General features: G+C 33.1%; 17 protein-coding genes. 8 read left to right on the top strand and 9 right to left on the bottom strand.

The annotated features are described in order from the left end of the window. Window positions 1-4: 4 nt before the first annotated feature. Window positions 5-3,079: a TonB-dependent receptor gene (locus tag F0000_RS19895; RefSeq protein WP_149626477.1), complete on the bottom strand. Its 3,075-nt coding sequence runs from the start codon at window positions 3,077-3,079 to the stop codon at window positions 5-7. 230 nt (window positions 3,080-3,309) lie between these two features. Here F0000_RS19895 and F0000_RS19890 point away from each other — a divergent pair, with 230 nt between their 5' ends. Next, window positions 3,310-4,179 carry an AraC family transcriptional regulator gene (locus F0000_RS19890; RefSeq protein WP_149626476.1) on the top strand — a complete coding sequence of 290 codons (870 nt, stop codon included), beginning with the start codon at window positions 3,310-3,312 and terminating at the stop codon, window positions 4,177-4,179. A 628-nt stretch (window positions 4,180-4,807) separates the two neighbouring features. On the opposite strand, the gene F0000_RS19885 is transcribed toward F0000_RS19890, so the two are convergent. From F0000_RS19885 to F0000_RS19875, 3 genes are read right to left on the bottom strand one after another with little or no spacing between them, the layout of a single operon-like run. Continuing rightward, the gene (locus F0000_RS19885) at window positions 4,808-6,403 is read right to left on the bottom strand and encodes a sodium:solute symporter (RefSeq protein ID WP_223148926.1); all 1,596 of its coding nucleotides are present in this window, start codon (window positions 6,401-6,403) and stop codon (window positions 4,808-4,810) included. A gap of 40 nt (window positions 6,404-6,443) precedes the next feature. Continuing rightward, a complete protein-coding gene (locus F0000_RS19880) occupies window positions 6,444-8,000 on the bottom strand; it encodes a cellulase family glycosylhydrolase (protein ID WP_149626475.1) in 1,557 nt (518 codons plus the stop codon). Next, window positions 7,993-9,054, bottom strand: coding sequence for a glycosidase (locus tag F0000_RS19875; RefSeq protein ID WP_149626474.1), 1,062 nt, complete (start codon window positions 9,052-9,054; stop codon window positions 7,993-7,995). Before F0000_RS19875 ends, F0000_RS19880 begins: the two co-directional genes overlap by 8 nt. Window positions 9,055-9,560: 506 nt before the next feature. Between F0000_RS19875 and F0000_RS19870 the strand changes: the two genes are divergently transcribed. After that, on the top strand, window positions 9,561-12,419 hold the full coding sequence (locus F0000_RS19870; RefSeq protein WP_149626473.1) for a TonB-dependent receptor: 2,859 nt from the start codon (window positions 9,561-9,563) through the stop codon (window positions 12,417-12,419). A gap of 62 nt (window positions 12,420-12,481) precedes the next feature. Here F0000_RS19870 and F0000_RS19865 read toward each other — a convergent pair whose 3' ends face one another. The 4 genes from F0000_RS19865 to F0000_RS19850 form a co-directional block, all read right to left on the bottom strand. Then, complete coding sequence (locus F0000_RS19865; protein WP_149626472.1) at window positions 12,482-13,282, bottom strand: alpha/beta hydrolase; 801 nt, start codon at window positions 13,280-13,282, stop codon at window positions 12,482-12,484. Then, complete coding sequence (locus F0000_RS19860) at window positions 13,269-14,144, bottom strand: alpha/beta hydrolase (RefSeq protein WP_149626471.1); 876 nt, start codon at window positions 14,142-14,144, stop codon at window positions 13,269-13,271. The genes F0000_RS19865 and F0000_RS19860 overlap by 14 nt, the downstream gene beginning before the upstream one ends. A gap of 109 nt (window positions 14,145-14,253) precedes the next feature. After that, the gene (locus F0000_RS19855; protein ID WP_149626470.1) at window positions 14,254-14,868 is read right to left on the bottom strand and encodes an outer membrane beta-barrel protein; all 615 of its coding nucleotides are present in this window, start codon (window positions 14,866-14,868) and stop codon (window positions 14,254-14,256) included. Window positions 14,869-14,985: 117 nt separating this feature from the next. Then, on the bottom strand, window positions 14,986-15,336 hold the full coding sequence (locus F0000_RS19850) for a 4Fe-4S dicluster domain-containing protein (RefSeq protein WP_149626469.1): 351 nt from the start codon (window positions 15,334-15,336) through the stop codon (window positions 14,986-14,988). A gap of 66 nt (window positions 15,337-15,402) precedes the next feature. Between F0000_RS19850 and F0000_RS19845 the strand changes: the two genes are divergently transcribed. The 6 genes from F0000_RS19845 (at window position 15,403) to F0000_RS19820 (ending at window position 20,887) form a co-directional block, all read left to right on the top strand. Further along, entirely contained in the window at window positions 15,403-16,464 is a 1,062-nt protein-coding gene (locus F0000_RS19845; protein WP_149626489.1) for an acyl-CoA reductase, read from the top strand. A gap of 128 nt (window positions 16,465-16,592) precedes the next feature. Beyond that, window positions 16,593-17,657, top strand: a complete 1,065-nt coding sequence (serC, locus tag F0000_RS19840) for a 3-phosphoserine/phosphohydroxythreonine transaminase (RefSeq protein WP_149626468.1) — start codon at window positions 16,593-16,595, stop codon at window positions 17,655-17,657. Window positions 17,658-17,684: 27 nt separating this feature from the next. Then, window positions 17,685-18,635, top strand: coding sequence for a D-2-hydroxyacid dehydrogenase (locus F0000_RS19835; protein WP_149626467.1), 951 nt, complete (start codon window positions 17,685-17,687; stop codon window positions 18,633-18,635). Window positions 18,636-18,828: 193 nt separating this feature from the next. Beyond that, entirely contained in the window at window positions 18,829-19,467 is a 639-nt protein-coding gene (locus F0000_RS19830; protein ID WP_149626466.1) for a DUF937 domain-containing protein, read from the top strand. Between the two features lie 433 nt (window positions 19,468-19,900). After that, a complete protein-coding gene (locus F0000_RS19825; RefSeq protein ID WP_149626465.1) occupies window positions 19,901-20,329 on the top strand; it encodes a DUF6146 family protein in 429 nt (142 codons plus the stop codon). A gap of 30 nt (window positions 20,330-20,359) precedes the next feature. Next, entirely contained in the window at window positions 20,360-20,887 is a 528-nt protein-coding gene (locus F0000_RS19820) for a DUF6787 family protein (protein ID WP_149626464.1), read from the top strand. A 41-nt stretch (window positions 20,888-20,928) separates the two neighbouring features. Here the strand turns inward: F0000_RS19820 and F0000_RS19815 are convergent, their stop codons facing one another. Then, complete coding sequence (locus F0000_RS19815) at window positions 20,929-23,508, bottom strand: T9SS type B sorting domain-containing protein (RefSeq protein WP_149626463.1); 2,580 nt, start codon at window positions 23,506-23,508, stop codon at window positions 20,929-20,931. Between the last annotated feature and the right edge of the window lie 395 nt (window positions 23,509-23,903).

Below are 23,903 nucleotides of genomic sequence, written 5' to 3'. Positions count from 1 at the left end.
TGTTCTAAAATGAGACCTCTACACCAAAAGTGAATTTTCTTAACCTGGGAATACTATTTTCATCAATCCCTTCTGGGTTAATTTCCGGATCCAATCCTGTATACTCAGTAAAATTATAAAGGTTATCTACATTGACATAAAACTTGGTAGCTGCAAGATATTTTATACCAGAAGTATCTATATCATATCGAACTCTAAGGTTTTGTACCTTAACAAATGATCCATCTTGTATCCACCAATCAGAGAAAGCTACATTTCTGGTTTCTCTCAAAGAAGGAAACTCATTTGATCTATTATCAGGAGTCCATCGCTGTAATTGATTACTAGTACTTCCTCCACCTGCTTGTGTACTGAATTGATTTATATGAACTGCATCTCCTCCAAAAGAAGCATTAAACAATGTACTAAGACTCCATCTTTTATAAGATAAGTTTAAGGACAAACTCCCTACAAAATCCGGATTAGGATCTCCAATAACAGTTCTGTCTGCTCCAAAAGGCTCTACAACTCCATCTCCATTCAAATCTTCATATAAAAATTCTCCAGCTTGTGCATTTACTCCCGTAAGACCATTTGCCAAACCTTCTGCTTCAGATTGTATAATACCTCGTACCCGTGCTCCATAAAACACATTAATTGGTTGACCTATCACTAGTGTATTTATTGAGGAACGAAATTGATCTCTAAAATTAACTCCTGTAAACCTGAATTGGTTCCCAAATTCATCATTCAAAACAGATGTGAATTCAGAAGGACCTAAACTAATCACCTTATTTTCATTTTTATTAAATATAATGCCCGCAGAAAATTGAAAATCTTCACCTCTAAACAAATCCATATTAAGCCCAACTTCTATTCCTTTATTTTCTATTTTTCCTGCATTAATTCTTAAAAAATCAAATCCAGACGAAGGTGGTAAATTACTATCCACCAAGAGATCATCGGTGATTTTATTATAGTAATCAATATTAAAGCTTACTCTTTTGTTAAATGCTGCAAAATCTAATCCTACATTAAAAACTTCAGTGGTTTCCCATTTTAAATCAGGGTTTCCTAATCCGCGGGATTCTACAAATATTCCATTATTATTAATGATTCCTGGTCCGACAGTCGTTACAAAACCTCCATTATTAAAAAATCTTCCCTCTCCTAATCTATTTAGCGTTTCAAAAGGACCTATTGCCTGATTTCCTACTATTCCCCAACTTACTCTTGGTTTAAACTCATTAATAAAAGGAAGTCCGTTTCTAATAAAACCTTCATTCTGCATTTTCCAACTTATGGCTCCTGATGGGAAAAAAGCCCATCTGTTATTCGCTCCAAAATTGGAAGATCCATCTACTCTACCAGTATAGGTCAATAAAACTTTATTTGCATATGTATAATTAACTCGTGATATCCCAGAGTTCAATGTGGTCGTCAAGAAGTTATTAGCGACTCTTTGATTCGCACCCAAACTTAAATTACCTGCTCCCAGAGATTGATTAACAAAATCTTGTGCTCTCAATTGAGAAGTACGAACATCAAAATACTCATTAGAGTACCCGCCTAGCAATGTTATCTTGTGGTAATCTCCCAGTTTTTTATCATATGTAAAATAGGCATCTGTTACAACACGCTGATTCTGAAAATTATCATTAAAACCTACTCCATTTCCTTCATTACCTAATTGAGTGAATTCTGATGGAAAAAAACGTTCCTGAAATGAAGAACCTAAACTATAATTAAATTGAGATTTAAATTGTAATTCATCAGTAATATCCCAAAGGAGTATCGATGAAGATGTTAAATCCAGACTAGTTGTTTCATTAACCCTAAGAGCTGTTAAGGCTGCTGGGTTTCCAAAATCATTATCATTTGCTCTAAAAAAATTGCCATCTTCATCAAATATTGGAAATGTCAAATTTCTATTAAACGACAAACCACTATTGTCATTTCGTTTTGATCTGGAAAATACTATATTAGAAGATACACTCAATCGATTTGTTAAGTTTTGATCAATACCAAAATTAGCTGTCGTTTTTGACAAGTTATCCTCTGTTACGGCACCATCCAAGGTGATAAAATTAAGACCAAAATTATACTTGGTGTTTTCATTTCCTCCGGTAATACTAACATTATAGTTATAGTTAATCGGGTTTCTAAAAGAAAAATCTATATAATCAGTCGTTGGAAAACCTGCTCTTAATTGCTGAATAGAAGGAAAAAATGTACCGTTAACATCCTCTGCACCTACATAAATAGGAGTTAACCCTGAGTTTACTCGACTCTCGTCTGTTAACACTGCCAAATCTACCGGGTTTGTGAATGAATCAAACTCTGACGAAAATGTACTCACTGTAGTCAGTGCAGAAAAACTGACTTTCATTTTACCTTCTTTACCACGTCTTGTCGTTATTAATATTACTCCATTGGCACCTCTAGAACCATATATGGAGGCTGCAGATGCATCTTTTAGCACTTCTACAGAAACAATATCAATTGGATTAATTTGCTGTAGATTACCGGCATCTCCCAATGGAAAACCATCAACTACAATTAATGGAGTTGTTGCAGTAAACGAACTGGCCCCTCTAATTCTTACAGTAAGACCTGCTCCAGGAGCATCAGATGGATTTCCTATTACCAAACCTGGAATCCTACCTATTAGAAGTTCTTCTACAGAATTTGCAGGAATCTCAGACAGTTCCTCTGTTTCTATATTTAATTGGGAAACAGAACCTGTTAGATCACTTTTCCTTATTGATTGATATCCTACGACAACTACTTGATCCAATTCTTCGGTATTCTCAAATAATGTAATATTAACAACCTTTTTATTATTTACTTTGATACTCTGCGTAACATATCCCACATAAGAATATTGTAATACGGCATTTTTACTTGAAATTTTGATAGAATAATTACCATCAAAATCACTTGAACTACCATTTGATGTACCTTCTTCTAATATAGTAGCTCCAGGGATTCCCATTCCATTTTCGTCAATTATCAGTCCTGTCACCACGGTTTGAGCTAAGACCGTAGTATTAAAGAGCAATATTGATGCAAATAGAATTAAATAACATATTTTATTCATAAAATGATGATTGGTTGTTTACACTGCAAATGTAAAGTAGGAAACCGTATATTTCTGATACTCTAAAGTCTATTTATCCTCATTTTATGAAATTATTATACAGCTATTTTTTTTAATACTAAGGAAATAATATTCAATTATTATTTATATTTTTATAACGTTAATCATCAGTAATAATTTAAAAAACTAAAACTCTGGTATTTACCCCAAGAGCTCGAGAAACCCAACTAATGAAGATTATTAGAGAAATTACCCCACTTAAATCAAAGGATCCTTTTGTGATTTTAAGACATGAAAACGCTAATTTTGATTATCCACTTCACGTGCACCCAGAATATGAGATTAACTTTATAACTAATTTTTCTGGTAAAAGAATCGTAGGAGATTCCATAGAAGACTGTGAAAACACAGATTTGGTATTGTTAGGACCGCATCTCCAGCATATGTGGAAATCAGAAGAACTTACTACCAATGCTACTGTAATTACAATTCAATTTCCGGAACTTTTTTTGAAATCTAAATTTGGGAATTTTGATCTGTTCAATGAAATAACAGATTTGTTAGCCCTCTCCAAAAGAGGAATTTCATTTTCTAATCCAACAAGAGATAGAGTAGGTAAAAAGATAGCTCAGCTCTATGACTCTAATTCGTTCTGTAATTTTTTATTTTTTCTCGAAATTCTGCAAGAACTGGCTACTTCTCCTGATAAAAAAAAACTATCTAGCTCCCCAATTTCCAACTGCTCCCCAGAAGGGAAAGATCTTAGAATTAACAGTGTCATAAATTATATAGAGAGTAATTATTCTGAAGAAATAAAACTAAGTACTGTAGCAGAAATTATCAATATGTCTGAATCTGCATTTAGTCATTTTTTTAAAAAAAGAACCAGCAAAAGTTTTACGCAATATATTCTTGATTACAGAATAGGGATCGCTACAAAATTATTACTCGAAACTCAGATGGCGATTAATGAAGTTTCTTATAGATCAGGTTTTAAAACTTTATCAAATTTTAATAAAACATTTAAAAAGAAGTTAGGCAGCACTCCAAAAGATTATAAACAGAATTATCAAAAAGTGACTTTACACGATTATTTATAAAAAACATATAGTAAACTACCTCTGGGAAAGCGCGTGAAGTATTTATTGAAAGAAACATTTCGGATTCGAGGCAAGATTCGGAGCATTTATACGATTTGTGATTAAAAAATTCGTATAAATTCATTAAATTATTTTTTCTTTATGCAAGGCAAAAAAATCAAGCATAGCTATAGCTACGGTTTATTTTTTAAACGAAGTAGAAAGGAAAAAGAAACGATGAATATGCGAAATTTTTAGTTATAAATCGTATTAAACCTCGATTATCGAGTACATACGGATTTCGATTTTTATGTTTTGAAGCAACAGAAACAAAAAATATGATAGGGATCTTTGGTTTTGTAAAGGAAACCAAAATATAATTAATCCCATGATATTTGTGTTAAACTACAAATTGAAATGCATCAAAAAACAATATAAAAAAACTGTAATTTCAAGAAACTTGAAAATTCAATTACATCCTCACAATTGGGTATACATGTATTGAAGATCTCAAAAAGTCTTTAATTTCGGACAGGAACAACTATACTGACTATAATTTTTCCGGCAACCAATACTAAAGATATTATTCCCAATATCAAAATACAAATGCTCTGACCAAAACAAACAAGATTGAAATCATTTCAACAAATTATTGATATAAGAATAATACGAAGCCACAAAAAATAACCAAAACCAATGACCAAAACCTAAAATTTTTATAAAAAGGAACCCCTATTAATTCCTCAGTTTCTTTTTTATAAATCTCTTTTGTCCAGATAAATTCTTTTATCTTTTCTTCTTCGTCAGGTGTACTAAAAAGGCTTACCACAATAATTATAAAGGCACTAAATATAAAATAATAAGGAACTTTTAGTAGAAAATGCATCCCTTCTAATAATTCATATCCAAAAACAGTTTTCAGTATTATCGTTAATGCGGCCATCAAAAAACCAGCTATCAACCCCCAAAAAGCTCCGTGCCTATTTATTCTTTTCCAAAAAACTCCCAAAAAGAACACTGCGACAACAGGAGGTGCTATATATGTTAGCATCTCTTGGTAATACTTTAATAAAGAATCAAACTTTGAGAGAAAAGGCACCCAAATTACCGCTAGTATCAACACAATTACAGATACAATTTTCCCTACAATTACCTGACTCTTTTGAGATGTGTTTTTTTTGAATTTCACATAAAAATCCATTGTAAAGAGTGTTGCCACAGAATTTAATAATGCACTTAGCGATGATGTGAGTGCAGCTATCATTGCAGCAAGCATTAGTCCCAATACTCCTTCTGGCATAAGAGTTATAATCATTTTGGGATATATCATATCGTTTTTTTCTAATTCGGGAAACAATTTTCTACCAATTACAGCTGGAAAAATAATAACAAATAAAATTAATACCGTAAGAAACCCTACCATAAGAACACCTTTCCTGCCATGATCAACAGATTTTGCAGTCAGAACCCGCTGCACAAGAACTTGATTATTTCCCCAAAAATAAAATCCTAAAATAGGAATACCAACGATCATACCCAACCAGGGAACCGAACTATCATCCATTGGTCTAATTAATTTCATCATTATATCATCGCTTTGCAAAAGATCTTTTATATACTGAAAACCTTCATTTTGCATAGCCAAAAATGTTAACACAAAAGTTCCAATCAGCAGTATAATTCCCTGAATCAGATCCACACGAATTGCTGAAGATAACCCACCAGGAATGGTATATACAGCTACAATAATGGCAAATATTATACAAAGTTCTATTATACTAAATGCAGGAAACACTAATTTCATCAACAATGAAGCTGCATACAAGGCTCCAGCTGCATCCAAAAATGTAGACCCCATCAGTGTGATAAATGAAAAATAATATCTGGATCGAGCATCAAAACGTTTTTCTAAAAACTCCGGAATTGTAAAAATTCCTGATTTAATGTAAAAAGGTAAAAAGAACAAGGCAAAAAATACCATCACCAGTACCGAAATCAGATCATAATTAAAAACGGCTATTCCTGTAGAATATGCATCACCACTCTTACCTATTAATGTAGTACTCGAAATACTTGCAGCAAATAATGAAAACCCAATAACTGACCAAGTCATTTTACGACCTGCAAGAAAATAATTATTAGTTGATGTACTCCCTTTTTTAGAATACCGAATACCAAATAAAACTATAAAGATAAAATACCCAATTAAAATTATAGTATCAATCAATCCTAAATTATCCATCATAAACATTCTGTATTTTAAAACTGAATTATATCATTAAAAATCAATTGACCAAAATAGTGCTTACAAAAACTACACTATTAGGCTTTATTTCTAGATATATACCTCCTTCTGTACTTTTATATTTTAAAACTTTTGAATATACAGGAAAGTTATCTTTATTGACTGGTCTATAATTTTCGGAATATTCATACAAATACAACTTTTCTGGAAGGGTATCAACATCTGTACGTAGATAGTATTTTTTTAATTGCTTAGACTGGTTAACTACAATAGCTGTAAAATCGATATCTTTTTTTGCTGCAACACACCGCACGCTTTTATCATTTAGCGAGCTCTTAGCTTTTATAATTATTGAATCCGGAGGTAATAGATTGCATAATAGAGTCCAAACATAAGACCAGGGTCTAGGCACTAAATCTTTTGGATTGTTGTATAATTCTTCACCTAAAATATTCCACATCCCCCACTTTTTTAACTGCGTTTTATCTCCCTTATCATCCACGGTATGCATGGCATCATCCAGATCCCATGCAATAGCACTCCCAAAACCAGCTAGCATACTTTGTATTGTAGCGTCAGCCATATCAACACCATAGAAATAATCATACACAAACATGGATGAATCATCTGCTCCTGCTTGAGGGTCTGCTTTTCCTCTTTTTTTATTTTCTACAGCTAATTCTCCTGTATACTTCATTCCTAATTCCCCAAGAATAAATGGTTTTTTCTTATCTTTTGCAGCCTCATGCATTGGAGATAAAAATTGTTCAAGATTTCCTGTTCGTACCAATTGTTGATCTGCATACATATGAATATCAAACATAGCATTTACACTACCTAATTCATGAATCGTCGAGTATACCCAATCCAAAGCCTTCTTTGGGTGTGTGGGATGATCCCATTGAACCACGGCATCAGGCCCCACTAATTTTACATATTTTAATAAATCATTTTTTCTAAGAGCAGCGTCTAATTTAAGAAAACCCTTGCTCCATTGATCCCAATCCCCATCGGTAGATGCCCAAAACCCATTAGGCTCATTCACCAAATTATAATATGCAATACAAGTATATCCTTTATCGATTATGAGATGTTTAAGATATCCTATTATCATTGAAATCCAGCGATCATCATCTGCACGATAAATACCAGGAATACTTTTATCTTTATTCCAGAAACCAGGAGTTCCCCATTCTCCAAATAAGACTTTAATATTTTTGTGCTGGCAATAATCGAGTAATTTATATAGACTCCTTACTTCTTGAGTATTATAATCTATGATAGGTACACCCTCAGTATCCAATCCTTTATAATAACGCCAGGATGCAACATCCATTACCCTTATGATATGAGGTTGTAGATAATCCAGTCTCTTATACAATTCTTTCCACTTATCATCTGTCATTAATAATCCCCATTCTGCCGTGTCTGAATCTGCATGAGGATAGGCTGACCATTGCACACCGTGACCTATAAATGGAGCATCAATTGTATTATCCTCCAAAAAAGAAATTTCCGGAATATTGTTTCCTATCTTTTCTTGACAAAAAACATTTGTATTAAAAAAAAATAAAAGTGAAAATATAATCCTATACATTAAAACTATCGTTAAGCTGTTTTAGAAGTACATTTATGTCACAAGTTGCAAGACCAATATATTTATCAGCTGCTCCATAGTATACATATAAGGTGTCATCTATAATAGTATTTCCTGTAGGAAACACACATCCATTATAATATCCTTCTATTTCATAATCGTGTTCTGGCTCCATAATCCAGTCTTTTAATCTTCCTATTACTTTTGTCGGGTCTTCAAGATCTAAGAGGGCAGCACCTACTCTATAATACCCTTGTCCTCCATTTTCTACTCCGTGATAAATTACCAGCCAGCCATCTTTGGTTTTTAATGGCGGTGTACTTCCTCCGATTTTTTCTTCCCAAGTTCCATTAATTCCCCTCAAAAGTAAAACACTTTTTTCTTCCCAGACCATTAAATCTTCAGAAAATCGTATCCAGATAGCAGGATTATCTACTCCGTACTCCTCACCTATCCATTCCTTGGGTCGATGTAACATCACAAATTTATTATGTATCTTTTCTGGAAACAGGATGACATCTCGGTCATCTAAATTAGAGGTTGTAATCCTTCCCAACCGTTTAAAATTCCTCAAATCTTTTGAAATCGCCAATCCAGAATTGGCAATATTATTTTTATAAACCAAAGGTGTGTTTTCCCCTGATTTCGGAAGCAAGACAACATCATGATCAAACTTCCAATATTGTCCTGGAGGAAAAGGTCTATACGCATAGGTAATATAAAACTCATCATCAAATTTAACAATACGAGCATCTTCTACACCACCCATATCCGGACCATCAGAACTGGGATAAAATACAGGTTCATCCGAAACTCTAGTAAAATTAACCCCATCAGTACTCGTTGCTAAACCAAATCTTATATAATGCTCCTTATCATTACCTGCTGCTCTGTAAAGCATTGAGAATACTCCATTTTCATACCATACACCAGGATTACAAACGACTAGATTTTCCCAGTCATTTTCTGGATTAGGTTTTAAAACAGGATTGTTTTTATATTTTTTTAATCGAATCATTCCTACCTCTTGTTGTTTACTTTTAACGCTATTCATTTCTTTTTTGTTTAGAAGTTCTAAAACTTCCTTTTTTTCCTTATTTTTTGTCATTATAATCTTAACAGATGAATTCCCTATTTTTCATCCATAATTTTTTCATTCATGTAAAATTATAAGATATAAAAACAGCTTAATGACACTATAAAGTCAAATTCTATGCGTTTAATGAATAATTATTGAGATATAGTAGTACCTCCCTTTTTATTTTAATAGAAAAAAAACCTAATCAGATCGATAATTTTGAAAAACCTGTACTTAAAAACAACAAGAAATAAGTAGTATTTAAGTATAAAATTCAAATCAAGAAATAATAATAGCTTTTATCGAGATCTCTTAAAGGTTAAAAAACTATTTCGATATGTGTAATAAACAACAAGTATAATTGACTTTTTAAATGTTTTACTAATTATTCACTAAATAATTAATAATATAATTCTTATAGAGATTTCTTCAATATTTTATAGATATATTTAGGCGCATAAACCAATTTTAATTACTCATATATGAAAAAATTCACATTCATCTTATTTACTCTTTTTATCAATATTTTGTTTGCTCAGACTACTGTCACGGGAACAATTACCGACGCAGAAGGTCAACCTTTGCCTGGAGTAAATATTATTATAAAAAGTACAAATAGTGGTACATCTTCTGATTTTAATGGCTTATATACTATTGAAGCAACCCCAGAAGATATTTTAGTTTTTAGCTTTATTGGATTTGAAAGTAAAGAGGTAAAAGTAGGAACCCAGACAGTTATTGATATTACAATGATCAGTGGTTCGCAGCTTGATGAAATTATCCTGGTAGGTTCTAGAGCATTACCAAGAAGTAATACAACATCTTCTCTTCCTGTTGATGTACTTCCTGCAAAAGAACTAGCTTCTACAGGACAAATCACTTTTGACAAGGCATTACAGTACAAAATCCCGTCTTTTAATACTGTACAGACACCTGTTAACGATGCTACTTCACTATTAGACCCTTATGAAATAAGAAACATGGGACCTAGTAGAACATTGATTCTTATCAATGGAAAACGTAAAAATCTTAGTTCATTGTTATACACACAGACTTCTCCTGGTAGAGGAGAAACCGGGTCTGATATTTCTGCAATACCTACAGATGCAATCAAACGTGTAGAAATACTACGGGATGGTGCTTCTGCCCAATACGGATCTGATGCGATCGCTGGTGTAATGAACATTATTCTTAAAGATAGTTACAAGGATGGTTACGCAACCTTAAGGACAGGTATCACTTCTGAAGGAGATGGGGAGACCATAGGTATCAGTGTAAATAACGGAACTTCTATTGGAGAAGATCAAGGTTTTTTTAACTACACTGTAGATTTTTCTAAGGTAAGTTTATCTAATCGCCCGGGAGACGTGGATGCAGAAGGAGAATTTGCAGATTTTGGAGGAACAAGAGTTGGCGAAAGATTGGAAGACATCAATAATTTCCTGGCTAGACGCCCCGACGCAGGAAATATTAATGGATCACCAGAAACAGCAGCTGCAAAATTTTTGGTTAATGGAGGATATACTCTTAACGAAAATACTGATATCTATATGAATGCTGCCTATGTTTATAAAAAAGTAAATAGTTTTGCTAATTACAGAACTCCCTATTGGAGAGATATTCAGGATTTTCCGTATTTATCAGATTTTTTTCCGAATGGACCAGGTGGCGCATATGATGGGTATCTTCCAACTTTTGAAGGTGATCTAAATGATTACAATGCCACTATAGGATATAAAACCAAAAAAAATGGTTGGAATTATGACCTTAGTTATACCACTGGAGGAAATTCTCAGGCATATTCTGTGAATAACACCCATAATGGTAATACTGTATTATCACCTTTGACCTGGGACGATGCAAACTCGGATGGTATTGTCGACCCTGGCGAGGTAATTGGAGGTACAGATTTGTATAGAGAAAACAGCCCATTATCATTTGATCCGGGAGGAACTAAATTTACACATAGCGTAGGAAATATTGATATTGCAAAAACTATTTCTGATTATGTTAGTATTGGTGTTGGTGCTGAGTTCAGAACCGAAGTTTTTGAAATTATAGAAGGAAACCTCGCATCTTATGATGGTGGTGGTTCTGATTCTTTTGGAGGTAATCGACCAGAAAATTCTGGTAAATTTAATCGATACAATTTTGGGGGATATTTTGATATTTCGGCAGACATTACAAAAGATTTTTTAATTAACGGAACCGCGAGACTTGAAGATTATAGTGATTTTGGTGAAGCTTTTGTTTGGAAACTAAGTTCTCGTTACAAATTTTTAGAAGATAAGCTTACACTTCGCGGGTCTATATCAACAGGATTCAGAGCTCCTACCTTGCATCAAATATATACACAAAGAGCTCAGTTTTCTTTTGTTCCCGGTCAGGGAATTCAAGTAGGAGGATTAGTTAATAATGTTTCTCCACAAGCCAGATTATTAGATATCCCACAGCTAGATGCAGAAGAGTCTACGAATATTACGGTAGGTATTGGAGCCAAAATCAATAAAAACATAAACTTTACTATCGATTATTACAATATTGAAGTTAGAGATAGAATAGTTTTGAGTACAGAAATTGGGGCTACAGAACTAGATGCTAATGGTAATAACATTGGTACAACATCTTTAGATGATGTACTTAGAGATAATAACTTATCTGATGTAAGCTTTTTTGTCAATGCAATTGATACCAGAACTTCCGGGATTGATTTGGTTGCTAATTACAAAAATATAGAATTAGGACCAGGAAAACTTAACTTTAGCTTATCTGCTAATTATACACTCCAAAATGAGAGAGACGGGGCTGTTAATAACCCTATACTCGTAGAACAAGCAGGTCAATCTGTAGTAAATGATACTCAAGAAGCCTTATTTTTTACTTCAAGACCAGAATTTAAAGCAATCCTGGGAGCTAATTACGATATTGGTAAATTTGGATTTTCATTGAATAACACTTTGTTTGGTCCTACCAAATTTAGAAATCAAGGCTTGCAAAATTTAGAATCTCTAGTTGGTGGTAATGCTGATGACAGTGATGGAGGGTCTGATCTGGGTGTAGAATTCATGACCAAAGTAGTAACGGATCTAGCCATTAATTATAATGCGACTGAAAGAATAACAATCGCACTAAATGTCAATAATGTACTTGATGTATTACCAGAATGGGAATTTAAAGCACTTACTCCTACGGGGACTGCTGTACTTAATGATCCTGCGGCAGAAAAAACAGCTTTTAATCTTATCACTTTTAATGGCAGATATTCTCAGATGTCATACGACGGCTATCATTTTAGCCAATTAGGAACTATGCTTAATTTATCCTTAAATTATAAGTTCTAAAATATAACAGACTTAAAAAAATATGAGCCGTATTACTTCTTAACTACAGAGAGTAATACGGTTTATTTTTTTAAAATACGATCAATAGTAGTCGTATATTCATCAAAATGAATTAGGTTATTATGTGATCCTCCTTCTACAGAAATCATTTCTTTATTTGTAGCTGGTATCCCATTATATAACTTCATCCCAGAAGCATAAGGTACTACCCTATCATCAGTGCCGTGATAAATAGTCACCGGGCAAGAAACTTTTTTGATAAAATCCTTTGAAGGAAACTTAAATTTTAATAATTTTTTTACCGGAAAAATTGGTAACCAATGCCTAGTTACCTCTTCCATTGTATTATATGGAGTTTCTAATATCAAATTACCTGGCTTATTAATAGATGCAATCTTTATAGCAATTCCCGTACCTAATGATCTACCATAGAGTATAATCTTATCTTCTGGATATTTTGTTAAGACATATTCATAAAACAACTGGGCATCATTATATAATTTTTTTTCTGTTATCTCGCCTGTACTCTTACCATAACCTCTATAATCCATGACAATAACATCGTATTCTTTTCTGGCAAAAAAAGATGTTATAACTCCCCATCTGGAAAGATTCCCCCTATTACCATGAAAATATAGAATTATTCCTTTTGGGTTTTCATTCTTAAAATGCACGGCATTCAGCTGCTCGCCATCAGCTGTTTCTAAAAAGAATTCTTCAAAAGGATTGTTGAACTGAAATGTAGATTCTGCAGCTAGTTTTTTAGACTGAAAAATAATTTTTTTTTGAAAAATATAGACAAAACTTAGACCCATAAAATATATCAAAAATATCCAGAACATAGATTTCTTAAGTCTGGACATTTACTTTTTTTTCAGAATGTTTTATACCAATACTCGTGTTGGATAAATTTATTTTCTTCACCTTAGAATTAATAATCTCTCCAAGCATTTTGTGATATGATTCAAAATTATTCAGATTTTTATGACCTCCGCCAATCACTGTATATAATCGAGTGAGTTTAGGTTTTATTTTTGATAACTTAATACTGGAGCTAAACGGAATTAATTTATCCTGCGTACCATGTATAATATGAATTGGGCAATTCACATATTTTAACCATTTATAGGTAGGTATCGGATAACGCATTATCAATGAAATAGGCATAAAAGGAATAAATTTACCCGCTACCTTGCTCAGGCTATAATAGGGAGCGTCCAAAATCAACATTTTTGGACTATTGATAGAGGCTAGTTTTGTTGCAAATCCAGATCCCATGGATCTACCATACACTATAATGTATTTTTCATCTACTTTTTCTCTTATTTTGTCATAAACAAATTGAAGATCTCTTTTTATAGCTTTAAAAGAACGTCTGCCTGTACTTTTTCCAAAGCCTCGATAATCTACCATAATTACCTCATATTGATGTCTTGTAAAATCTACAGCAAATTTACCCCAACCTCTGATACTCTTAGAATTTCCTTTTAAATATAATACAACCCCTTTGGGGTTTTTAACTTTAAAATGGAGACCATTAATAACTGCTCCATCCCTGGTTTCTAGATTATACTCTTCTGTAATTTGATTATTATAATGAAATTGAAAGTCTTTATCTAGTTTTTCCGGTTTAAAAATAAAGTACTCCTGTAAATAGTATAGACTGATACTAGCTACCAGATAGCACACGAGAATAATAATTAGTATGTATCCCCAATTTGGCATATGTATATTCCTTTATTTTTCTTGTAAGTACCTAATTTACAAAAAATTAATATACTCAAATAAAAAAATCCCGCAAAAGCGGGATTTTCATTATCTTATTACTATTTTTTTAACGTCTGGCATCATAAATTCTAAAACGAACACCTATTCTTGCATAGATATCAAAGAATTTACTACTTCCGGTTTGTAGTATTGCAGTATCATTATCTTTTAAGTTATCCGTAAAATCATTCATGGCACCGGCCTCAAAAAAGATATCGAACATCTCTCCTATCATTTGAGAAAAACCTACACCATAGACACCACCTATCACTAATTGTTCATACTGTTCTGTTTCTAATTCTTGCGAACCAATTTCAAAACTTGTATTGAATCTAAAAGACGGTCCTACATTAACAAAAGGTCTGAAACGATCTTTACCCCTATTAAATAAATATCTAAATTTTGGATTGAATCCCACTTGTAATGCTTTTACATCGCCGATACCTTCAATCTCACTCGATCGTTGTACCAAATCCAGCGAAAACACAAAACTGGTCTTAGCACGAACACCGGATAAATATCCATACCCAGCATTTACATAAAACCCAACTCCACGATTGGTTTCAACATTACCAAGATCTAAGCTGGAACTGGTAAGACCTCCAGAAACTTCCCACCGATATTGACTGTAAGAACTCACAGATAGTAATGCTAATAAAATAAATACAGCTATTTTTTTCATAATTTCTTGTTTAGATTTGGGTTGTAATTCTTAACGAAAATACTAAAATTTAAAAAATGAGTACAAAAAAACCTGTCTAAACAGACAGGTTTTTGATAAAATTATTAAATAATACTTTTATGATTTATGCATAAAAGCTTGTTTTTGTAACAAAAAATCTTCGGTTTCTACCACATCTTCATCTGGTACACAACAATCTACCGGGCAAACAGCAGCACATTGCGGTTCTTCATGAAAACCTTTACATTCAGTACATTTATCAGGTACAATATAATAAAGCTCATCACTTACAGGTTCCTGAGCTTCTTCAGAATTTACAGCTTTTCCTCCAGGAAGAACAACGTCTCCTTCTAAATCTGTACCATCAGCATATCTCCAGTCATCTGCACCTTCATAAATTGCAGTATTCGGGCATTCTGGTTCACAGGCACCACAATTTATACATTCATCAGTTATTATAATCGCCATAGCTTTTTTTTGTTCTAAATTTGCAATACAAAAATAACTCGTAAACTAGTGATAAACAAATTAGAAATGGTATTAAATGATAGAATTGTAGCTTTTTCTGAACTGGGTCTGTTCTTAACGCAATTTAAAAATACTGGTTATGAGAATATTAGCAATGTAAAATGCAACCCAGATTTTTTTGACGGAATGGTTCAGAAAATACAATCAGCAAAGCATTATAACGGATGGTTTACCGAAGAAAATGTAGTATTCTCCTTATCACAATGGGCTAATACACTAACTAAAAACAATATAGAAAACTGGATATCCAACTATTCGACAGAAAAAAACGTTTCCAAAGTCATCGGGATAATCATGGCTGGAAATATTCCATTGGTTGGATTCCACGATTTTCTTTCTGTATTAATTAGTGGACATCGAGTTTTAATCAAACAATCTTCTAATGATAATCAATTGTTACCTTATTTGGCTTCTTGTTTGATTGCAATAGAACCACGATTTAATGAACTCATTACTTTCTCTAATGAAAAGTTTACTGATTTTGATGCCATTATTGCCACCGGAAGTAACAATACTGCTAGATATTTTGAACATTATTTTGGTAATAAGCCTAATATCATTCGTAAAAACAGAAATTCTATTGCTATACTGACTGGAAATGAATCTAAAGAACAATTGGAAGCATTGGGAGAAGATATATTCAGATACTTTGGGTTGGGTTGCAGAAGTGTATCCAAACTTATGGTGCCACAAGACTATGATTTTGATTTATTTTTTAAATCAATATATCCATACAAGGATATCATAAACGGAGCTAAATATGCCAATAATTATGATTACAATAAAGCAGTCTACTTAATGAGTAATTATAAACTTCTCGATAATGGTTTTTTAATGTTAAAAGAAGATGAGAGCTATGGATCTCCGATTGCAACACTTTTTTATGAAACATACGCTTCTCAAGATGAATTACAAAAAAAAATAGTGCTAAATAAAGAAAATATACAATGCATTGTAAGCAATGATTTTTCTGCAAACAGTATCGATTTCGGAAAGACTCAATACCCATTGATATCAGATTATGCAGATAATATCGATGTTGTTGAATTTTTAACAAAAATTAATTAAATATTTTATCATTTTGACAATGATTTTGTATTAGATTATTAGCACCTTTGTGGTGTTTTTTTCAGACTTGATTAAAAGCAGTTAAAAAAAGTAAAAAAAAGTAACAAATAAAAAGATAAAAACTACTGATGAAAAAGCATAACTTTAGCGCAGGACCTTGTATTTTACCACAAGAAGTATTTAAAGAGGCGTCCCAGGCTGTATTAGATTTTAACAATTCTGGCCTATCCATTTTAGAGATTTCGCATCGTAGTAAAGATTTTGTAGATGTAATGGAGGAAGCTCGTAATCTGGCTTTAGAATTATTAGGTTTAGAAGGCAAAGGATATAAGGTACTCTTTCTTCAGGGCGGCGCTAGTACACAATTCCTGATGGCAGCTTATAACTTATTACAATCAAAAGCTGGATATATTAATACAGGAAGCTGGAGTGATAAGTCTGTTAAGGAAGCTAAAAACTTTGGAGAAGTTATAGAAATTGCTTCATCAAAGGGTGCCAACTATAATTATATCCCAAAAGGTTATGAAGTCCCCGAAGATTTAGATTATCTGCATTGCACAAGTAATAACACCATTTTTGGCACTCAGATAAAAAATTTCCCTGAAACTAATGCTCCTCTGGTATGTGATATGAGTAGTGATATCTTTTCCAGAGAATTAGATTTTTCTAAATTTAGTTTAATCTATGCCGGAGCACAAAAAAACATGGGACCGGCTGGCACCACTCTTGTTGTTATCAAAGAAGATATTCTAGGAAAAATGGATAGAAAAATACCATCTATGCTAGATTATCAAGTACATATTAGCAAAGGAAGTATGTTTAATACTCCGCCTGTATTTGCTGTATACACTTCTATGCTTACCTTAAGATGGTTAAAAAAATTAGGCGGTATTTCTGCTATCGAAGAGCAAAATGAGAAAAAAGCAAAACTTATTTATTCAGAAATTGATCTAAACCCATTATTCAAAGGTTTTGCTGCCAAAGAAGATAGATCGATGATGAATGCAACGTTCTCATTAGTAGACGAAGATCTTAAAGAGACTTTTGATGCCATGTGGAAAGAAGCTGGTATTAACGGTGTAAATGGTCACAGAAGTGTGGGAGGATACAGAGCTAGTATTTATAATGCAATGACAATAGAAAGTGTAGCTGCTCTTGTAGATGTTATGGGAGATTTAGAAAGAAAAGCATAATCAACTTATTAAATTTAAAACTTAAAAATGAAAGTATTAGCAAACGACGGTGTATCTCAAAGTGGTATTGATGCGCTAGAAAAAGCTGGATTCGAAGTACAAACTACAACTGTAGCCCAGGATCAGTTAGTTGATTACATTAACGAAAATGAAATTAATGTATTGTTAGTTCGCAGTGCTACAAAGGTAAGAACAGATATTATTGACAATTGCAGTTCTTTAAAAATCATTGGTCGCGGTGGAGTTGGTATGGACAATATCGATGTAGCGTATGCCCGTGAAAAAGGATTACATGTTATTAATACTCCCGCTGCCTCCTCTGGTTCTGTAGCAGAGTTAGTTTTTGCACACCTATATGGTAGCGTGCGTTTTCTTCATGACTCTAATCGTAATATGCCATTAGAGGGTGATAGCAAATTTAAAAATCTTAAAAAAGCATATGCAGGTGGTATTGAGTTAAGAGGAAAAACTCTTGGTGTTATCGGTATCGGGCGTATTGGTCAGGCTACAGCAAAAATTGCAATTGGTGTAGGGATGAATGTGGTTGCTTACGATCCTTTTATAGAAGAGGTAGACATCCCTTTAGAGTTTTTTGACGGACAATCGCTAAACTTTAAAATAGAAACTGTCTCTAAAGAGCAAGTTTTAAAAGAGTCAGATTTTTTCACGTTACACGTTCCTGCCCAAAAAGAATATGTTATCGGTAAAGCAGAAATAGATCAAATGAAAGATGGTGCTGGTCTTATTAATGCTGCTCGTGGAGGTGTCATTGATGAAGTGGCTCTGGTTGAAGCGCTAGAGAGTGGTAAATTAAGTTTTGCAGGATTAGATGTATTCGAAAACGAACCTAGCCCAGCTATCAAGGTATTAATGAACAATAAAATATCATTAACCCCGCATATTGGTGCTGCAACAGGTGAGGCTCAGGATCGAATTGGTCAGGAACTTGCGGATCAGATAATATCAATACTGAAATAAGTAAGACTATAAATAATATTTTTATTTAAAAACATCTTTTACCTACCTTGGTAAAAGATGTTTTTTTTAATATATTCCTTTTATCGATAAAATACTCTTTTCATCTATTAATCTTCAAAATAAAAGTATGCCTATTTTATAATTTTATTAATAAAAAATGTAACTTTAAATCACATTATAAAAAACATAAATCATGTCTGGAATTTTAGATCTTTTAAATAGCCCTGTAGGGAAACAAATTATTAGTGGTGTTAGTAATCAAACAGGACAATCCACCGATAAAACAGGAAGCCTATTAAGTATGGCTATGCCTGTACTTATGGGTGCAATGCAAAAGAATGCGTCTACTCCAGAAGGTGCTTCAGGAATATTAGGAGCCTTATCTGGAAAACATGCTGGTGGTGGAATATTAGATAACCTGGGAGGTTTATTTGAAGGAGGAGTTGAAGACAGTGTCTCTAATGATGGAGCAGGAATCCTAGGTCATATTCTGGGAGGTAAGCAACCAGTTGTCGAGAATGCTTTAAGTCAGAAATCTGGTATCGACGCAAGTTCTGTTAGTCAGATTCTCAAAGTTGCTGCCCCTATATTAATGGGAGTACTTGGTAAGCAAGCTGCACAGAATAATGTTTCTGATGCCAATGGACTAAGCAATATGCTTGGAGGAATGCTTGGAGGAGGTCAGGGATCTAAACAACAATCACTTATTGAATCATTTCTCGATGCAGATGGAGATGGTAGTATTCTGGATGATGTAGCAGGAATGGTACTTGGCGGAGGACAGAAAAAAGGTGGTTTAGGTGGACTGATCGGAGGTTTATTTGGTAAATAATATATTTTTAAACCCCTATACAAATTAAAATTACTATTATATTTTGATGCAGTTTATACTTTTTTGATTCTGGCGAAAAATAGCTGCTTTTTGATCAGTTGAAATATTTTTCGCACTTTATTGTAGCACTACGAGCTAAGAAAAAGTCAAAAACTGACTCAAAAAAAACATTTTTTATGTCGAATTGAAAAAACTTAGATTACTTTTTTTTAGAGTATGTTTAAAAAGAATATAAATTGAAAATCAATAGTTTGAGGTTCTGAGTATACTTGAAATCATGAGCATATCAGGATATTTGAATTATTTGAAGTGACCTTATGGTTCTTAAAATATTTGTTTTCAGGAAGTAAGGTTTTTAAACAAGCTCTTAGTAAAACGTTAAAGCCGGAGGTTATTCTTCGGTTTTTTTGTACATTGAAATCAAGTAAAGAAAATGAAAAATTGTATCTATATAATATTACTCGTAACTTTTATTATTAGTTGCAGCTCTATTCAGGATCGAAATTTAAATACCTCCTCTGTAGATAAATCTTCTGATACACTGAGGATTGCTAATGATAGTCTTGAATATGAGATTATTATCATAGAACCTGGTTTTAACACTTGGCTTGTCACTCAGAGACCTAGAGGCTTTTATTCTGAACAATTTATGGAAATAAGAAACAGACAATATGTCATAGAATACAACCAGAGAGTAATACAACCACAACGATTTGATCCAAATTTGTATATACAAACTATAAATTATGAATCTAGCATTCATTATGGATATGAGGTAAATTACTTATTATATAATTACTTTTTATATTTTGAACAGCGTTATCGACAACGTTTTTTAGCAACCAGAGGTCAACGATTTTGACAAAGAAAGTTTTAGTTGTAATTTTACACTATGCAAAAATTTAAAGATCGTTGGGAGATTAAAGCAAACTGGCAACTAATTTTCCCATTATTAGGACTAATAGGTTTGTTATTTTCATCTTACCTGCTAAGCAAAAGATTAACTATTTCGGTTTTAAAATTATCTGAGACTGATGATGCCTATATTCTATCACTCTCATTGATTACTTTATTCTTTTTTATTCCTTTATTAGGACTTACACTTAAAATCTTTAATGCATTAGAAAAAAAATGGAAGATTAACTACCGATGGGAGTTAATAGCAATTTTTATTGCCTTTGCCATAACTGGCTCTACTGCTGCAAAAATTTCTGATCCGATTATTTCGTTATTAGGATTGGATAGAGCGTCTACCAGTGGATGGATATATTGGCCTGTAAGAATATTTTTAATATTTCCCGTATATCAAATCCTTCTTTTACTTGTTGGTTGGTTATTTGGTCAATTTAATTTCTTCTGGAATTTTGAAAAAAAAATGTTGCGTAGAATGGGCTTATCCAAGTTTCTTAAAGAAAGTTAAATACAAAACTAGTGTAGTATCTTTAATTAAGGATTAATGTATTATCGTTTTAAGGAAAAATGACTTCGGAATTTTTTCATTATGCTTTCTTCGGGATCGTTATATTCTAATACAAACCAATAATCAGTACTTGGCAAAGGACGTCCTAAATAAGTGCCATCCCATGAACTTTCTGAAGGCTTAAAAACACTTAGTAATTTCCCATAATGATCAAAAATAAATAATGATGCTTCAGGCTGATCAGCGACACAATCTATAGTCCACCTGTCATTAAATGAATCATTATTAGGTGTAAAAAATCTTGGATAGTTCAATAAAAAAATAGATTCAGACAAATTATTACAAAGACCATTTCCTCTTACCGTTATAGTATGCAAACCACAATCCAGAATATCTGTAAATATGTTATTACGCTGCCAGGGACCATTATCTAATTGATATTCAAAAGAACCGTCATCACCCGATACGACAACTTCTAATGTATTACGTTGAGAAAAATTAGCCGTAAGTTGGTTTATGGTAATCGAATTATCAGGAGGGGTTACTTCTATAACCTCGGTGGTTGCTACATTCTCACAGTTGGTAGTCATATCAGTAAACCTAACCTCATATAAACCGGGTTGTTGCACGCTTAAATCAGCAACATTTTCTCCAGAAAGTAATACACCATTAAATAACCACTCAAAAGTATAATCTATATTTGATAAACCTGTAGCAATAATTATGGGGATGTTATTTCCAGCTGAATCTTTACAAATAAGATATTCTTCTTCTAAGGTAATTACAGGTAAAGAATTTACATCAATAGTAAGTGTCGCTATTTCTGAACAACTTCCATTTTGAGGAGTAAAAGTATAGGTTGTAGTTACTGTATTATCAATTGCCGGAGACCAGCTACCCATGATCCCATTAAGATCTGTAGTGGGTAAATCTGCCAAAGAATCTCCAAAACATATAGGATCTACGGGATCAAAACTTGGAATTGACAAAGGAGTTACTGTAACCAGCACGTCTTCTGTGACAACATCTCCGCACTGTCCTGTAATAGTAACAGTATATGTAGTGGTAGTCGTAGGAGATAATGTAACTATGGGACTTATGGGGTTATCTACTCCAATTACAGGAGACCACACATAAGAGATTGCATTTACTGTAATAGCATCTGCAGAAACGGAATCTCCAATACATATCGTATTATCTGTCAAAGAAGGAGTACCTAGAGCACCATCTACTGAAACTACTACATCTTCTGTGATAACATCTCCGCACTGACCAGTGATCGTAACAGTATAGGTAGTCGTAACAGTAGGAGATAATATAACTACGGGACTTATCGGGTTATCAACTCCTACTGCAGGAGACCACGCATAAGAAACTGCATTTACCGTAGTGGCATCAACAGAAACAAAGTCTCCTGCACATAGCGTGCTATCCGTTAATAAAGGAGTAGTACCCAAAGCACCATCTATTGTAATCAGCACATCTTCTGTGATAATATCTCCACACTGCCCGGTAATAGTAACAGTATACGTAGTGGTAGTCGTAGGAGATAATGTAACTATAGGGCTTATAGGGTTATCGACTCCCACTGCGGGAGACCATATATAGGAAACTGCATTTATTGTAGTAGCATCAACGGAAACAGAGTCTCCAATACATAGTGTACTATCTGTTAATGAAGGAGCAGTACCCAAAAGGTCATTTACGGTAACCAGAATATCTTCGGTAAAAACATCGCCACACTGATCCGTAATCGTAACTACATAATTTGTAGTAGTTGTTGGGGTAAGCTCTGGATTAGGAATCGTAGGATCACTTACTCCAACGACAGGCGACCAATTATAAGAAATTGCCGAAGATAAAGTAACATCAACCAAAACAGAATCTCCCAAACAAATTGTAGTATCATTTAGAATCAAATCTTCAACAAAGGAAATACTATTAAAACATAATTGATTAGAATTGAAGAAAAAACCTGTAGAAGATACAAAACCAAAATGAACAGTATCATCTCCGAAAAAAATATCAGTCTTGACATCTCCAGTATAACTCAATCGCAGATCACAATCAAAAAACACATTCAATGTAGTAGTTCCAGCAATCCATTCTATTTTTATCAAATGATCTAATCCATCTTCGATATTAATATCTGTAGCACTTGCTTGCACTGGTCCAGAAAGATTGGTAGCATCTCCATGGTCTGTATTGCCATCTCTTGTGATCGCTACGTGATCAAATGTAGGATCATTACTTGTAGGGTTTTGAAAAGTATCTAACTCTATAACTAAAGATTGATTTATTCCCCCATAACCAATTCCTTCTCCAAAATTACCTAAAACAGGTGTTGCATCGTTCTTGAACACTAACGCAATTCCATCGGCACCATCAGCATCAAAAGTACCAAAATTACCTTCATAAATTATTGTGAAATCTTCATCAAAATTAATCGGATTACCATACCAGACACCACCTACCTGATCTTTAATACTTGGTGTAATTTCAAAACAATTATTCCCAAGATCTGTAGCACTGCCAATAGTCGTTCCTATAAGTTGAGAATGTCCGATATAAAAAGAGAAGAAGAAAATAAAAAAGCAATGTAATTGGTAGTTTTTCGCCATAGTTTTGTATGATCAATCATTAAGTTTATACAAAAACAATTAATAACCTACAAAAATGAAAGAAGGAAACTAAAATTCAATCAATACACAAAAAAAAGCCACAACCAGATTTGTTTTTAGTATTAAAGAGGTTTTGATTTTAACTTATTATTAATATTCTAAATACAATAACGTTATCTAAGCTATATTATTGTTGACAGCGACAAACAAAATGTATATAGCCGTTTTTTTTTTTAAAGTGAATATCTCATAAAAAAAAATATGTTGTTTTTTATACGATTTATAACTAAAAATTTCGCATATTCATCGTTTCTTTTTCCTTTCTACTTCGTTTAAAAAATAAACCGTAGCTATAGCTATGCTTGATTTTTTTGCCTTGCATAAAGAAAAAATAA

The sequence above is a fragment of the Aquimarina sp. RZ0 genome, from assembly GCF_008370685.1.
Lineage (GTDB): Bacteria > Bacteroidota > Bacteroidia > Flavobacteriales > Flavobacteriaceae > Aquimarina.
Note: the sequence above shows the minus strand (reverse complement) of the source record. Positions and strands in the feature narration are given on the sequence as shown.

Excerpts from the sequence above, each read along its gene's own strand:
- F0000_RS19845 (WP_149626489.1), top strand. The coding sequence starts at position 15,403 with ATGGTATTAAATGATAGAATTGTAGCTTTTTCTGAACTGGGTCTGTTC.
- F0000_RS19880 (WP_149626475.1), bottom strand. The coding sequence starts at position 8,000 with ATGTATAGGATTATATTTTCACTTTTATTTTTTTTTAATACAAATGTT.
- F0000_RS19855 (WP_149626470.1), bottom strand. The coding sequence starts at position 14,868 with ATGAAAAAAATAGCTGTATTTATTTTATTAGCATTACTATCTGTGAGT.
- F0000_RS19830 (WP_149626466.1), top strand. The coding sequence starts at position 18,829 with ATGTCTGGAATTTTAGATCTTTTAAATAGCCCTGTAGGGAAACAAATT.
- F0000_RS19835 (WP_149626467.1), top strand. The coding sequence starts at position 17,685 with ATGAAAGTATTAGCAAACGACGGTGTATCTCAAAGTGGTATTGATGCG.
- F0000_RS19820 (WP_149626464.1), top strand. The coding sequence starts at position 20,360 with ATGCAAAAATTTAAAGATCGTTGGGAGATTAAAGCAAACTGGCAACTA.
- F0000_RS19870 (WP_149626473.1), top strand. The coding sequence starts at position 9,561 with ATGAAAAAATTCACATTCATCTTATTTACTCTTTTTATCAATATTTTG.
- F0000_RS19885 (WP_223148926.1), bottom strand. The coding sequence starts at position 6,403 with ATGATGGATAATTTAGGATTGATTGATACTATAATTTTAATTGGGTAT.
- F0000_RS19850 (WP_149626469.1), bottom strand. The coding sequence starts at position 15,336 with ATGGCGATTATAATAACTGATGAATGTATAAATTGTGGTGCCTGTGAA.
- F0000_RS19895 (WP_149626477.1), bottom strand. The coding sequence starts at position 3,079 with ATGAATAAAATATGTTATTTAATTCTATTTGCATCAATATTGCTCTTT.
- F0000_RS19875 (WP_149626474.1), bottom strand. The coding sequence starts at position 9,054 with ATGAATAGCGTTAAAAGTAAACAACAAGAGGTAGGAATGATTCGATTA.
- F0000_RS19890 (WP_149626476.1), top strand. The coding sequence starts at position 3,310 with ATGAAGATTATTAGAGAAATTACCCCACTTAAATCAAAGGATCCTTTT.
- F0000_RS19815 (WP_149626463.1), bottom strand. The coding sequence starts at position 23,508 with ATGGCGAAAAACTACCAATTACATTGCTTTTTTATTTTCTTCTTCTCT.
- F0000_RS19865 (WP_149626472.1), bottom strand. The coding sequence starts at position 13,282 with ATGTCCAGACTTAAGAAATCTATGTTCTGGATATTTTTGATATATTTT.
- F0000_RS19825 (WP_149626465.1), top strand. The coding sequence starts at position 19,901 with ATGAAAAATTGTATCTATATAATATTACTCGTAACTTTTATTATTAGT.
- serC (WP_149626468.1), top strand. The coding sequence starts at position 16,593 with ATGAAAAAGCATAACTTTAGCGCAGGACCTTGTATTTTACCACAAGAA.
- F0000_RS19860 (WP_149626471.1), bottom strand. The coding sequence starts at position 14,144 with ATGCCAAATTGGGGATACATACTAATTATTATTCTCGTGTGCTATCTG.